Here is a 13,050-nt window from a genome sequence, read left to right on the forward strand (position 1 = left end):
GCTACGCATTGGGGGAAAGATGGATTTTTTTAGCACACAGAACATTCTGGTTCATATACCGATCGGTGCTGGCGGTTACGATCTCTCATGGATCGAAGCGGTAGGGACGATCGCTGGGTTACTGTGTATTGGTCTTGCCAGCCTAGAGAAGATCAGCAACTACTTTTTTGGTCTGATCAACGTTACCCTGTTTGGCATTATTTTCTTTCAGATTCAGCTTTATGCCAGCCTGCTGTTACAGGTGTTTTTCTTTGCCGCTAACATTTATGGCTGGTATGCCTGGTCGCGACAAACCAGTCAGCATGAAGCTGAGTTAAAAATTCGCTGGTTGCCATTGCCGAAGGCGCTAAGCTGGTTGGCGGTTTGCGTTGTTTCGATTGGTCTGATGACGGTATTTATCAATCCGGTATTTGCGTTCCTGACCCGCGTTGCAGTCACGATTATGCAAGCATTAGGATTACAGGTTGCGATGCCTGAACTGCAACCAGACGCTTTTCCGTTCTGGGATTCCTGCATGATGGTGTTATCTATTGTGGCAATGATTCTGATGACGCGTAAGTATGTGGAAAACTGGCTGTTGTGGGTGATTATTAACGTGATTAGCGTCGTTATTTTTGCACTTCAGGGCGTTTACGCCATGTCTCTGGAGTACATCATCCTGACCTTTATTGCCCTCAACGGCAGCCGGATGTGGATCAACAGCGCACGCGAAAGAGGTTCACGCGCGCTATCTCATTAATGGTGATGATGTGAATGGCCAGACACTCCTTCATTAAGGTGGCAGTCTGGCCCATGACAAGGTTGATATTCCATCTGAATGGTGGCGTGCTCAATCTGATAGTGATCCATCAGATAATGTTGGATCGTATCCAACAAGGCGTCGTGATCGTGTGGCGGGATCACCTGCACATGCAGCGTCATCACCGGCTTCTCGCCTACCATCCATACATGTACATGGTGCACATTGCGGACTTCCGGGATTTCCCGGCACATACGACGCTTCAGTTCAGCGATATCCAGCGATACCGGTGCACCCTCAAGTAATTCATTCACGCTATCTTTCAATAATCGCCACGCGCTGCGCAGAACCAGAAGCGACACCAGTATCGAGAGAATGGGGTCAGCAGGCGTCCAGCCGGTCCAGATAATAATCAACGCGGCAACGATAGCACCAACCGAACCCAGCAGATCTCCCAGTACATGCAGTGCCGCTGCGCGCACGTTAAGGTTTTTCTCTTCACTACCGTGATGAAGTAACCAGAAAGAAAGTATATTTGCCAGCAACCCAGCCACGGCAATTACCATCATCATGCCGCCCTCGACCGGACGCGGCGTGCGGAAGCGTTCTATCGCCTCCCAGACAATCAAAATGGTAATCACCACCAGGGCGATTGCATTCACAAACGCCGCGAGCGTGGTCAATCTTAGCCAACCGAAAGTGTGGCGAATGGTGGGAGGACGACGTGAAAATTGCACGGCGAGTAGGGCAAAAAGCAGGGCAGCAGTATCGGTCAACATATGACCCGCATCGGCCAGCAATGCCAGGGAACCTGAGAGAAAACCGCCAATAACCTCAACCAGCATAAACCCGGCGGTCACGCCGAAAGCATACAACAAGCGACGAGCATTATTATCTTCTGGCAGGTGTGAAGATGTGTGTGAGTGTGAGTGCGCCATGACGAGTCATCCCTTAATTAATCTCACTTAACTTTATGACATCATACCGCTTTTAGAGGGGAAAAATTAAAAGGGAGAGACTCTGCTCTCCCGGTATTGGCTTTTTGGCAGATTACTGCGTGGTACCGTCGGTTTTGGTATCGACATCATTGTTGATGCCATCACCGGTTTGTACTTTTTTATTAATGTCCGGGCAGCGACCATCTTTGCACATCGTATTTTTGTGCTCTTCATCTTTGGTCATGCCGTCATTGTTCATTGAAGAACCATCCGGATGCAACATTGTGCCGCCAGAACCGGTATTTACCCCGTTATTGTCGACGTTATTTGGCGCGACATTTTCACGGGCGTCAGGGGCAACCTGACCCGCATCAGCTGCGGCGTTTGCCTGGCCGTTATTAGTTTGCGCTCCGCTATCGGCGGCCAGTGCGGCACCGCTGGCAAGGCTTAGAGTGGCAGTCAGAAAAAGTGTGGCCAGTTTTGTCATTTTCATAGGATGCTCCTGTTATGGTCGTTATGTCGGATAACCTCTTCCAACAGTGCATTTGCAGGTGAATATCAGGTAATGGTTTAAGATTTCAGCCAGAAGAATAAATCCAGCAGAGAATCTTGAAATAATTAACAAACAAAGGAGTTACAGTTAGAAATTGTAGGAGAGATCTCGCTTTTCGCGACAATCTGGCGTTTTTCTTGCTAATTCCAGGATTAATCCGTTCATAGTGTAAAACCCCGTTTACACATTCTGACGGAAGATATAGATTGGAAGTATTGCATTCACTAAGATAAGTATGGCAACACTGGAACAGACATGAATTATCAGAACGACGATTTACGCATCAAAGAAATCAAAGAGTTACTTCCTCCTGTCGCATTGCTGGAAAAATTCCCCGCTACTGAAAATGCCGCGAATACGGTTGCCCATGCCCGAAAAGCGATCCATAAGATCCTGAAAGGTAATGATGATCGCCTGTTGGTGGTGATTGGCCCGTGCTCCATTCATGATCCTGTCGCGGCTAAAGAGTATGCCACTCGCTTGCTGGCGCTGCGTGAAGAGCTGAAAGATGAGCTGGAAATCGTAATGCGCGTCTATTTTGAAAAGCCGCGTACCACTGTGGGCTGGAAAGGGCTGATCAACGATCCGCATATGGATAACAGCTTCCAGATCAACGACGGTCTGCGTATAGCCCGTAAATTGCTGCTTGATATTAACGACAGCGGTCTGCCAGCGGCGGGTGAGTTTCTGGATATGATCACCCCACAATATCTCGCTGACCTGATGAGCTGGGGCGCAATTGGCGCACGTACAACCGAATCGCAGGTGCACCGCGAGCTGGCGTCTGGTCTTTCTTGCCCGGTAGGTTTTAAAAATGGCACCGATGGTACGATTAAAGTGGCTATCGATGCCATTAATGCCGCCGGTGCGCCGCACTGCTTCCTGTCCGTAACGAAATGGGGGCATTCAGCAATTGTGAATACCAGCGGTAACGGTGATTGCCATATCATTCTGCGCGGCGGTAAAGAGCCTAACTACAGTGCGAAACACGTTGCTGAAGTGAAAGAAGGGCTGAACAAGGCGGGTTTACCGGCGCAGGTGATGATCGATTTCAGCCATGCAAATTCGTCCAAACAGTTCAAAAAGCAGATGGAAGTTTGCGCTGACGTTTGCCAGCAAATTGCCGGTGGCGAAAAAGCTATTATTGGCGTGATGGTGGAAAGCCACCTGGCGGAAGGGAACCAGAGCCTGGAAAGCGGTGAGCCGCTGGCCTATGGCAAGAGCATCACCGATGCCTGCATCGGCTGGGAAGATACCGATGCTCTGTTACGTCAACTGGCGAATGCAGTAAAAGCGCGTCGCGGGTAAGGTTTAATTGTCGGATGCACCGCCAGAGTGGCGTATCCGATTAATCACCGTAGGCATGATAAGACGCGCAGCGTCGCATCAGGCAATGTGCTCCATTGTTAGCAACAAAAAAGCCGACTCACTTGCAGTCGGCTTTCTCATTTTTAAACGAATGACGTTTACTTCGCTTTACCCTGGTTAGCCACCGCCGCTGCTTTTGCCGCGATCTCGTCAGCATTACCCAGATAGTAGCGTTTCAGCGGTTTGAAGTTCTCGTCGAACTCATATACCAGCGGCACGCCAGTCGGGATATTCAGCTCAAGAATCTCTTCTTCGCTCATGTTGTCGAGATATTTCACCAGTGCACGCAGGGAGTTACCATGAGCGGCGATGATCACGCGCTCACCGCTCTTCATACGCGGCAGAATGGTTTCATTCCAGTAAGGGATCACGCGGTCAATGGTCAGCGCCAGGCTTTCAGTCAGCGGCAGCTCTTTCTCGCTCAGTTTCGCGTAACGCGGATCGTGGCCCGGATAACGCTCATCATCTTTAGTCAGTTCCGGCGGAGTCACCGCAAAACCACGACGCCACTGTTTCACCTGCTCGTCGCCATACTTTTCAGCAGTTTCCGCTTTGTTCAGACCCTGCAACGCACCGTAGTGACGTTCGTTCAATTTCCAGGATTTCTCAACGGGCAGCCATGCCTGATCCAGTTCGTCCAGCACATTCCACAGGGTATGGATAGCGCGTTTCAGCACAGAGGTGTAAGCAAAGTCAAAGCTGTAACCTTCCTCTTTCAGCAGCTTACCTGCTGCTTTTGCTTCGCTTACGCCTTTCTCAGACAGATCCACGTCGTACCAACCGGTGAAACGGTTTTCTTTGTTCCACTGACTTTCGCCATGACGAACCAGAACCAGCTTAGTTACAGCCATATACTTACTCCTCAAATCATCTTTTAATGATAATAATTCTCATTATATTGCCGTTGTGAACGTACGGCAATGATTAGTTATAACAATAGCGAAAATGGAGGATAAATGTAAGATAAGTGTAAATTAGTGATTGCAAATTGATATGCTGTTTCTTAACTGAAGAGGGAAAACGCATACCATTCTGTTCGCGTTTTATCCATTTACGACAGCAAACGACCAGAACACTCTGTTTTATTCATTGTAATTATGAATAATAAAAAAACATAAATTCAATAAATGAAATGGAATATATTCTCCGCTATTCATTAGTGGAAATGTGAAAACTGTCATCTTTACAGGTCAAAAAAACGTAATTTGGGTTTCTCATCGATTACCTGTCTCTCAGGTGAACAGGTAAGCTATTCGTCATTGAGGAGAAAAAAGCAGACTTTATTTTCCTGCTCAATGACTTGGAATAACCGTATTGCTGAAGAAATTGATCTTATTTTTACAAGGGATTCTTTGATGAATAAAAAGACGATTTATTTATTCTGTTCTGCCGGTATGTCAACGTCACTTTTGGTTACCAAAATGCGGGCGCAGGCAGAGAAATATGATGTTCCTGTTTATATAGAAGCATTTTCCGAAACTCTCGTGGCAGACAAAGGATTGCAGGCCGACGTGATATTGCTTGGTCCGCAGATCGCTTATATGCATGACGATATTCAAAAGTTACTTCCCAACAAACCTGTAGAAGTTATTGATAGTCAAATGTACGGTAAGATCGATGGCCTGGCAGTATTGAAATTCGCAGTTGCAATTATTAAAAAATATTAATTTATTTTTCCGTCAAAGAGTAATTTCTTTAATCTTTATGTTAAGCAATGTTTGAGGGTGAGAAACATGAACGGCGCAATAAATTCGCTGGAAAGACTAATTTTACCCTTTGCGGTAAAATTAGGTAAGCAGGTCTATGTTAATGCAATAAAAAATGGTTTTATTCGTTTGTTACCATTGACCTTGGTCGGGGCACTGTTTGTTCTGATAAATAATGTCTTTTTAAACTTTGGCGAAGGTTCTTTCTTCTGGTCGCTTGGAGTGCGGTTGGATGCAGACACCATCGCCACACTGGACGGTTTAAAAACCACTGGCAGCAGTGTCTATAATGGTACGCTCGGCATTATGTCGCTGTTAACGCCATTTTTTATCGGCATGGCGCTGGCGGAAGAACGCAAAGTTGATCCCTTGGCTGCGGGATTACTTTCCATTGCCACCTTCATGACGCTGACACCGTTCAGTGTCAATAATGTCGCCGCCATCGGCACCAACTGGCTGGGTGGTACTAACATTATTTCAGGCATCATTATCGGTCTGGCCGTGGCGGAATTGTTCACTTTCGTGAACCGAAGAAAATGGGTTATTACCCTTCCCACGAGCGTTCCTGCATCGGTTTCTCGTTCATTCAGTGCACTGATCCCTGGTTTCATTATTTTGCTTATCGCCGGGCTTTTGTCCTGGGGTTTATCGCTGATGGGAACGCAATTTCACCAGGTGATCATGAACAGTATCTCCACGCCGCTGGCCTCTTTGGGCAGCGTCGTTGGCTGGGCTTATGTCATCTTTAACACATTGCTCTGGTTCTTCGGCGTTCATGGTGGCCTGGCGCTGACGGCGCTCAATAGTGGCATTCTTGGACCGTGGGGTATGGAAAATATGGAAATCTATACCCAGTACGGTTCAGTTGAAGCGGCGCTGGCTGCCGGGAAAACCTTCCATTTCTGGACCGGGCCGATGATGGAATCCTACGTTTACCTGGGTGGAACGGGCGCAACGTTAGGTTTAATTATTGCCATCTTTATCGCTTCCCGCCGCGCTGATTATCGCCAGGTAGCCAAAATGGCTTTACCTTCTGGTTTATTTGAAATTAACGAACCGATCTTATTTGGCCTACCGATCATCATGAACCCGATACTGATGGTGCCTTTTGTTCTGATCCAGCCTATTCTCGCGGGACTTACACTCATCGCTTATTCTTTGGGACTAATCCCGCCGTCAACTAACTTTGCTCCCTGGACGATGCCACCTGGATTAGGCGCATTCTTTAACTCCAATGGCAGTATTGCCGCCTTAATCATGGCCTTGTTTAATCTTGCCATTGCTACGCTGGTTTATTTACCGTTCGTGATTATCGCTAATAAAGCACAAGCTGAAATTGAACAAACCGAAAGTGAAGAGGAAATCGCAGCGGCGCTGAAGTTTTAATGTGAAAATCAGAGGCAGCGTTCCACAATATCAGGAACGTTGCATCATTCACTTAAATTAAGCCAGGCTAAGGATTATACATGGAGATTGTTACTGTTCATGAAAGTGAGTTTCTCAATGGTCGTGATTTTTACAAGTTTATCCTTGATAAAACAGAAAGTAAAAGTGGTTTACATCAACATGAATATTATGAATTTACGATCGTCATGACGGGGAGTTGTTGCCAGGAAATTAATGGAAAACGCGTTGCTTTAGAACGTGGAGACTTTGTTTTTATTCCTGTTGGTTCGTGGCATCAAACATTTTATGATTCAGGTGTTACGCGTATTTTAAATATGGGAATTAGCCGCCGCTATTTTTGCGAGCACTATCTTAAATATTTACCACCTTACTTTGTGGCATCACAGCGTTATCATATCCAGCAAAATTTTTTAACATTTATAGAGGCCAGCATATATTCGCTCAATAAAAATGAAAACGATGTGAATGAGTTCAATAAACTTTTAACCTTCTATATTGTTAATAATTTACAGCATAACCACAACGAAAATCAGGATGATGATATTCCTCGCTGGTTAACGCAACTGATTAAAGAAATGCACAACAAAACAATGTTTGCCGAAAATGCACTACGTAATATGGTTGTACTGTCTGGTAAAACGCAATCTTACTTAACCCGGGCTACCCGGCGTTACTACGGTAAAACGCCAGGGCAAATTATTAATGATATCCGCATAGACTTTTGTAAGAAACAACTTGAAACCACCAATTTTTCAGTTACCGACATTGCCTTTGATGCCGGGTTTAATAGTCCTGGGTTATTTATTAATAATTTTAAGAAAGCGACAACCTTTACGCCTGGCTATTACCGTCGGCGCGCGGGGAAGGTCATTTAACGGGTTGACTGAATATCATCTTGCTCCGTGCTAAAGCACGCTGAGTGGAACATTAAATCTGCGGGAGAAAATATGGAAAAGTTAAAAATAGTCACTATCGGTGGTGGTAGCAGTTATACGCCGGAATTGCTCGAAGGTTTTATTAAACGTTATGCGGAACTGCCTGTTTCTGAATTGTGGCTGGTTGATGTCGAAGAGGGTAAAGAAAAACTCGACATCATCTATCAGCTCTGCCAGCGGATGATCGCCAAAGCGGGTATCCCGATGGTCCTCCACAAGACGCTGGATCGACGTGAAGCCTTGCGCGATGCCGATTTTGTCACTACACAGCTGCGCGTGGGCCAGTTACAGGCTCGTGCGCTGGATGAACAGATCCCACTTTCTCACGGTTATCTGGGGCAGGAAACCAATGGCGCTGGCGGGTTGTTCAAAGGATTACGCACTATTCCGGTTATTCTCGATATTATTAAAGATATCGAAGAACTCTGTCCGCAGGCATGGGTGGTCAATTTCACCAATCCGGCCGGTATGATCACCGAAGCGGTTTATCGCCATACCCAATTTAAACGCTTTATCGGGGTTTGTAATGTGCCTATCGGCATGAAAATGTACATTAGCGATCTGCTATTACTGGCTGAAAATGATGACATTTCTGTCGATTTATTTGGTCTGAACCATCTGGTCTTTATTAAAGATGTCTGGGTTAATGGTCAGTCCCGATTTGAGGAAGTCCTCGACCGCTTAATCTCAGGTCAAATGGTGGGCAGTTCTGTTAAGAATATATTCAGTTTGCCGTTTAATCCTGCCCTACTGCGTGGTCTGAAATTATTACCCTGCTCTTATTTATTGTATTACTTCAAGCACAAAGAGATGCTGGCAATAGAGCAGGGTGACTTTTATAAAGGTGGTGTGCGGGCGAAAGTTGTCCAACGACTGGAAAAGAAATTGTTCGAGCTTTTTAAAGATCCTCAACTTGATACCAAACCAGTAGAGCTTAATGAGCGTGGCGGGGCCTGGTATTCGGATGCCGCTTGTGGCGTGATTAACGCTATTTATAACGATCAGCATTCTGAGCATTACATTAATATTCCACATAGTGGAGAAATAGAAAACATCCCCGCTGACTGGACAGTGGAAATGACCTGTCTGTTGGGGCGAAACGGTGCTACGCCGCATCCGCGTATACATCAGTTTGATAGCAAAGTGCTCGGGCTTATCCATACCATTAAAACCTTTGAAATTGCCGCTGCGCACGCGGCGCTGAGCGGTAAACTTGAAGACGCCATACTGGCGTTGAATTTAAACCCGATGGTTAACTCCGATGACGACGCCGAAGTATTGGTCAAAGAGCTGTTACTGGCGCACCGACGCTATCTGCCGCAATTTGCCGATACCATCGCGGAGTTAAAGGAATAATGGGGGAGATATGCAGCGATTATTAATTGTTAATGCTGATGATTTTGGCCTGAGTCCGGCGATTAATTACGGCATCATTGATGCCCACCGCTGTGGCGTGGTGACCTCTACCACCGCAATGATGACGGCAGATGCCATTGAACATGCCGTGAAAGTGTCTGCCGACCTCCCTTCACTGGCGGTAGGGTTGCATTTCGTTTTGAGTTACGGCAACCCCCTGACTGTGATGTCCTCGCTACAGCGAGACGGAAAACTGGGCAAATGGATATGGGATGTCGCCCGTGACGGTTTGCTTGCACAACAGGAAGTGGAAAATGAATTAGAAGCGCAATATCAACGCTTTGTTGCGTTATTTTGTCGTAAACCTACGCATATTGATAGCCATCACCATGTTCATTTTATTCCCCAGGTGTGGCCGATAGTTTCGCGCTTTGCTCAGCAAAAAGGGTTGCCTGTACGCTTCGATCCTGAGGCTGCCGCGCCGCATGATATTGGACGAGAAAATATCATCTCAACAGAGGGTTTTACCGCCCATTTTTATGCTGATAACGTCTTGCAGGCGGAATTTTTGCGGATGCTTGATGAATCGGCTGAGCGAGGAGAGAAAGCCTTTGAACTCATGTGTCATCCTGGTTTTGTCGATAGCATTGTGCAGCAGAGTGCGTACTGTTTTGAAAGACTGACAGAGCACGAGGTGTTGACGTCTGAAGCCTTGCGTTGGGAAATTGCCGAAAGAGGATATCGACTGGGGGCGTTCAGGGATCTTTAAACAACACGCGCCTCCACACAGAGAGGCGCGAATATCATAACAATTACTCAGCAATAAACTGATATTCCGTCAGGCTGGAATACTCTTCGCCAGGACGCAGGAAGCAGTCCGGTTGCGGCCATTCAGGGTGGTTCGGGCTGTCCGGCAGAAACTCGCTTTCCAGCGCCAGGCCTTGCCAGTCGGCGTAAGGTTCCGTTCCTCTTGATGGCGTGCCGCCGAGGAAGTTGCCGGAGTAAAATTGCAGAGCCGGAGCGGTGGTGTAGACCTTCAGCTGCAATTTTTCATCTGCTGACCAGACATGCGCCGCCACTTTCTTGCCATCACCTTTGGCCTGCAACAAGAACGCGTGATCGTAACCTTTCACTTTGCGCTGATCGTCGTCGGCAAGAAACTCACTGGCGATGATTTTGGCGCTGCGGAAATCAAAAGACGTTCCGGCGACAGATTTCAGGCCGTCGTGGGGAATGCCGCCTTCATCAACCGGCAGGTATTCGTCCGCCAGAATCTGCAACTTGTGATTGCGCACGTCAGACTGCTCGCCGTCGAGGTTGAAATAGACGTGATTAGTCATATTCACCGGACAAGGTTTATCAACCGTGGCGCGATAAGTAATGGAGATACGGTTATCGTCGGTCAGACGATATTGCACCGTCGCGCCGAGATTACCCGGGAAGCCCTGATCGCCATCATCTGAACTCAGGGCAAACAGCACCTGACGATCGTTTTGGTTCACAATCTGCCAGCGACGTTTGTCGAACCCTTCCGGGCCGCCGTGCAATTGGTTGACGCCCTGACTTGGTAACAGCGTCACGGTTTCACCGTCAAAGGTATAACGACTATTGGCGATACGGTTGGCATAACGACCAATAGAGGCCCCGAGAAACGCGGCCTGATCCTGATAGCATTCCGGGCTGGCGCAGCCAAGCAGAGCCTCGCGGACGCTGCCATCGGAAAGCGGAATACGGGCTGAAAGTAAAGTCGCACCCCAGTCCATCAGCGTGACTACCATCCCTGCGTTGTTACGCAAAGTTAACAGTCGGTACGGCTGACCATCGGGTGCCAGTGCGGGAGTTTCGTTCAGCACTGTCCTGCTCCTTGTGATGGTTTACACACGTAAAAAGTCTCTTTAATACCTGTTTTTGCTTCATATTGTTCAGCGACAGCTTGCTGTACGGCAGGCACCAGCTCTTCCGGAATAAGCGCGACGATACAGCCGCCAAATCCGCCGCCGGTCATGCGTACGCCACCTTTGTCGCCAATCACAGCTTTTACGATTTCGACCAGAGTGTCAATTTGCGGCACGGTGATTTCGAAATCATCGCGCATAGAGGCATGAGACTGCGCCATCAACTCGCCCATACGTTTCAGGTCGCCTTGCTCCAGCGCGCTGGCAGCTTCAACGGTGCGGGCGTTTTCAGTCAGGATATGACGCACGCGTTTTGCTACGATCGGATCCAGTTCATGCGCAACAGTGTTGAACTCTTCAAGGGTGACATCGCGCAGGGCTGGCTGCTGGAAGAAACGCGCACCGGTTTCGCACTGTTCACGACGGGTGTTGTATTCGCTGCCAACCAGGGTACGTTTGAAGTTACTGTTGATGATGACCACAGCCACGCCTTTCGGCATGGAAACTGCTTTGGTCCCCAGTGAGCGGCAATCGATCAGTAAGGCATGATCTTTCTTGCCGAGCGCGGAAATTAGCTGATCCATGATCCCGCAGTTACAGCCAACAAACTGGTTTTCGGCTTCCTGACCATTAAGCGCGATTTGTGCGCCGTCCAGCGGCAGATGATAAAGCTGCTGCAATACGGTTCCGACCGCTACTTCCAGTGAAGCGGAAGAACTTAACCCGGCACCCTGCGGCACGTTGCCGCTGATCACCATGTCCACGCCGCCGAAGTTGTTGTTACGCAGTTGCAGATGTTTCACCACGCCACGAACGTAGTTAGCCCATTGATAGTTTTCATGAGCGACAATGGGCGCATCAAGGGAAAACTCGTCAAGCTGATTTTCATAATCGGCTGCCATTACGCGAACTTTACGGTCATCGCGTGGCGCACAGCTAATGACGGTTTGATAATCAATCGCGCAGGGCAGAACGAAACCGTCGTTGTAGTCGGTGTGTTCGCCAATCAAATTCACGCGGCCAGGCGCCTGAATGGTGTGAGTGGCGGGGTAGCCAAATGCGTGGGCAAACAGAGATTGTGTTTTTTCTTTCAGACTCATTTCTTACACTCCGGATTCGCGAAAATGGATATCGCTGACTGCGCGCAAACGCTCTGCTGCCTGTTCTGCCGTCAGATCACGCTGGGTTTCTGCCAGCATTTCATAACCGACCATAAATTTACGTACGGTGGCGGAGCGCAGCAGAGGCGGATAAAAGTGCGCGTGCAACTGCCAGTGTTGATTCTCTTCGCCATTAAACGGCGCGCCGTGCCAGCCCATAGAGTAGGGGAAGGAGCACTGGAAGAGGTTGTCATAACGACTGGTCAGCTTTTTCAACGCCAGCGCCAGATCGCTGCGCTGGGCGTCGGTCAAATCGGTGATCCGTAAAACGTGGGCTTTGGGCAGCAGTAGCGTTTCGAACGGCCAGGCAGCCCAGTAAGGCACTACGGCTAACCAGTGTTCGGTTTCGACAACGGTACGGCTACCGTCTGCCAGCTCGCGCTGAACATAATCCACCAGCATTGGCGATTTCTGCTCGGCAAAATATTCTTTTTGCAGGCGGTCTTCGCGCTCAGCTTCGTTAGGCAGAAAGCTATTTGCCCAAATCTGTCCGTGCGGATGCGGGTTAGAGCAGCCCATCGCCGCGCCTTTGTTTTCAAAGACCTGCACCCATGGGTATGTTTTCCCCAGTTCTGCGGTTTGCTCCTGCCAGGTTTTGACGATTTCCGTCAATGCGGCAACGCTTAACTCTGGCAGGGTTTTACTGTGATCCGGTGAAAAACAGATCACCCGGCTGGTGCCGCGAGCGCTCTGGCAACGCATCAGCGGATCGTTGCTTCCCGGGGCGTCTGGCGTGTCGGACATCAACGCCGCAAAGTCATTGGTAAAAACGTAAGTCCCGGTGTAATCGGGGTTTTTATCGCCTGTCACCCGCACATTACCTGCGCAGAGAAAGCAATCTGGATCGTGCGCAGGCAACACCTGTTTGGCTGGCGTTTCCTGCGCCCCCTGCCAGGGGCGCTTAGCGCGGTGCGGTGAAACCAGAATCCATTGCCCGGTGAGCGGGTTGTAGCGGCGATGTGGATGATCAACGGGATTAAATTGCGTCATGGT

Annotated in this window: 13 protein-coding genes; 7 read left to right on the forward strand and 6 right to left on the reverse strand. The window is 48.5% G+C overall.

Annotated features, from left to right (window positions below):
- Nucleotides 1–19: 19 nt before the first annotated feature.
- Nucleotides 20–739: a nicotinamide riboside transporter PnuC gene (pnuC, locus tag FEM44_RS18235; protein WP_135522996.1), complete on the forward strand. Its 720-nt coding sequence runs from the start codon at nt 20–22 to the stop codon at nt 737–739.
- Here the strand turns inward: pnuC and zitB are convergent.
- Both zitB and FEM44_RS18245 read right to left on the reverse strand, forming a co-directional pair.
- The gene (zitB, locus tag FEM44_RS18240; RefSeq protein WP_135522995.1) at nt 736–1,677 is read right to left on the reverse strand and encodes a CDF family zinc transporter ZitB; all 942 of its coding nucleotides are present in this window, start codon (nt 1,675–1,677) and stop codon (nt 736–738) included. The genes pnuC and zitB overlap by 4 nt on opposite strands.
- A gap of 112 nt (nt 1,678–1,789) precedes the next feature.
- Nucleotides 1,790–2,170: a YbgS-like family protein gene (locus FEM44_RS18245; RefSeq protein ID WP_000784348.1), complete on the reverse strand. Its 381-nt coding sequence runs from the start codon at nt 2,168–2,170 to the stop codon at nt 1,790–1,792.
- 315 nt (nt 2,171–2,485) lie between these two features.
- Between FEM44_RS18245 and aroG the strand changes: the two genes are divergently transcribed.
- Nucleotides 2,486–3,538, forward strand: a complete 1,053-nt coding sequence (aroG, locus tag FEM44_RS18250; protein ID WP_001109203.1) for a 3-deoxy-7-phosphoheptulonate synthase AroG — start codon at nt 2,486–2,488, stop codon at nt 3,536–3,538.
- Nucleotides 3,539–3,696: 158 nt separating this feature from the next.
- On the opposite strand, the gene gpmA is transcribed toward aroG, so the two are convergent.
- Nucleotides 3,697–4,449, reverse strand: a complete 753-nt coding sequence (gpmA, locus tag FEM44_RS18255; RefSeq protein WP_001295305.1) for a 2,3-diphosphoglycerate-dependent phosphoglycerate mutase — start codon at nt 4,447–4,449, stop codon at nt 3,697–3,699.
- Between the two features lie 504 nt (nt 4,450–4,953).
- On the opposite strand from gpmA, the gene FEM44_RS18260 reads away from it, so the two are divergent.
- The 5 genes from FEM44_RS18260 (at nt 4,954) to chbG (ending at nt 9,771) form a co-directional block, all read left to right on the forward strand.
- Nucleotides 4,954–5,265: a PTS sugar transporter subunit IIB gene (locus FEM44_RS18260; RefSeq protein ID WP_135522994.1), complete on the forward strand. Its 312-nt coding sequence runs from the start codon at nt 4,954–4,956 to the stop codon at nt 5,263–5,265.
- 66 nt (nt 5,266–5,331) lie between these two features.
- Nucleotides 5,332–6,690 (forward strand): PTS N,N'-diacetylchitobiose transporter subunit IIC, encoded by a 1,359-nt coding sequence (chbC, locus tag FEM44_RS18265; protein WP_135522993.1) that lies wholly within the window; start codon nt 5,332–5,334, stop codon nt 6,688–6,690.
- Nucleotides 6,691–6,770: 80 nt separating this feature from the next.
- Entirely contained in the window at nt 6,771–7,586 is an 816-nt protein-coding gene (chbR, locus tag FEM44_RS18270; protein WP_138159126.1) for a transcriptional regulator ChbR, read from the forward strand.
- A gap of 72 nt (nt 7,587–7,658) precedes the next feature.
- Nucleotides 7,659–9,002: a 6-phospho-beta-glucosidase gene (locus tag FEM44_RS18275; RefSeq protein ID WP_135522992.1), complete on the forward strand. Its 1,344-nt coding sequence runs from the start codon at nt 7,659–7,661 to the stop codon at nt 9,000–9,002.
- 10 nt (nt 9,003–9,012) lie between these two features.
- Entirely contained in the window at nt 9,013–9,771 is a 759-nt protein-coding gene (gene chbG, locus FEM44_RS18280; RefSeq protein ID WP_135522991.1) for a chitin disaccharide deacetylase, read from the forward strand.
- 43 nt (nt 9,772–9,814) lie between these two features.
- On the opposite strand, the gene galM is transcribed toward chbG, so the two are convergent.
- The 3 genes from galM to galT are packed head-to-tail and all read right to left on the reverse strand — an operon-like array spanning nt 9,815 to nt 13,047.
- Nucleotides 9,815–10,855 carry a galactose-1-epimerase gene (gene galM, locus FEM44_RS18285; RefSeq protein ID WP_059321515.1) on the reverse strand — a complete coding sequence of 347 codons (1,041 nt, stop codon included), beginning with the start codon at nt 10,853–10,855 and terminating at the stop codon, nt 9,815–9,817.
- The gene (galK, locus tag FEM44_RS18290; protein ID WP_135522990.1) at nt 10,849–11,997 is read right to left on the reverse strand and encodes a galactokinase; all 1,149 of its coding nucleotides are present in this window, start codon (nt 11,995–11,997) and stop codon (nt 10,849–10,851) included. Before galK ends, galM begins: the two co-directional genes overlap by 7 nt.
- 3 nt (nt 11,998–12,000) lie before the next feature.
- Complete coding sequence (gene galT / locus FEM44_RS18295; protein ID WP_135522989.1) at nt 12,001–13,047, reverse strand: galactose-1-phosphate uridylyltransferase; 1,047 nt, start codon at nt 13,045–13,047, stop codon at nt 12,001–12,003.
- Nucleotides 13,048–13,050: the final 3 nt, after the last annotated feature.

Origin of the sequence: Escherichia sp. E4742, assembly GCF_005843885.1 — a bacterium.
Lineage (GTDB): Bacteria > Pseudomonadota > Gammaproteobacteria > Enterobacterales > Enterobacteriaceae > Escherichia.

Excerpts from the sequence above, each read along its gene's own strand:
- aroG (WP_001109203.1), top strand. The coding sequence starts at position 2,486 with ATGAATTATCAGAACGACGATTTACGCATCAAAGAAATCAAAGAGTTA.
- FEM44_RS18245 (WP_000784348.1), bottom strand. The coding sequence starts at position 2,170 with ATGAAAATGACAAAACTGGCCACACTTTTTCTGACTGCCACTCTAAGC.
- chbG (WP_135522991.1), top strand. The coding sequence starts at position 9,013 with ATGCAGCGATTATTAATTGTTAATGCTGATGATTTTGGCCTGAGTCCG.
- pnuC (WP_135522996.1), top strand. The coding sequence starts at position 20 with ATGGATTTTTTTAGCACACAGAACATTCTGGTTCATATACCGATCGGT.
- chbC (WP_135522993.1), top strand. The coding sequence starts at position 5,332 with ATGAACGGCGCAATAAATTCGCTGGAAAGACTAATTTTACCCTTTGCG.
- FEM44_RS18260 (WP_135522994.1), top strand. The coding sequence starts at position 4,954 with ATGAATAAAAAGACGATTTATTTATTCTGTTCTGCCGGTATGTCAACG.
- FEM44_RS18275 (WP_135522992.1), top strand. The coding sequence starts at position 7,659 with ATGGAAAAGTTAAAAATAGTCACTATCGGTGGTGGTAGCAGTTATACG.
- gpmA (WP_001295305.1), bottom strand. The coding sequence starts at position 4,449 with ATGGCTGTAACTAAGCTGGTTCTGGTTCGTCATGGCGAAAGTCAGTGG.
- galT (WP_135522989.1), bottom strand. The coding sequence starts at position 13,047 with ATGACGCAATTTAATCCCGTTGATCATCCACATCGCCGCTACAACCCG.
- galK (WP_135522990.1), bottom strand. The coding sequence starts at position 11,997 with ATGAGTCTGAAAGAAAAAACACAATCTCTGTTTGCCCACGCATTTGGC.
- zitB (WP_135522995.1), bottom strand. The coding sequence starts at position 1,677 with ATGGCGCACTCACACTCACACACATCTTCACACCTGCCAGAAGATAAT.
- chbR (WP_138159126.1), top strand. The coding sequence starts at position 6,771 with ATGGAGATTGTTACTGTTCATGAAAGTGAGTTTCTCAATGGTCGTGAT.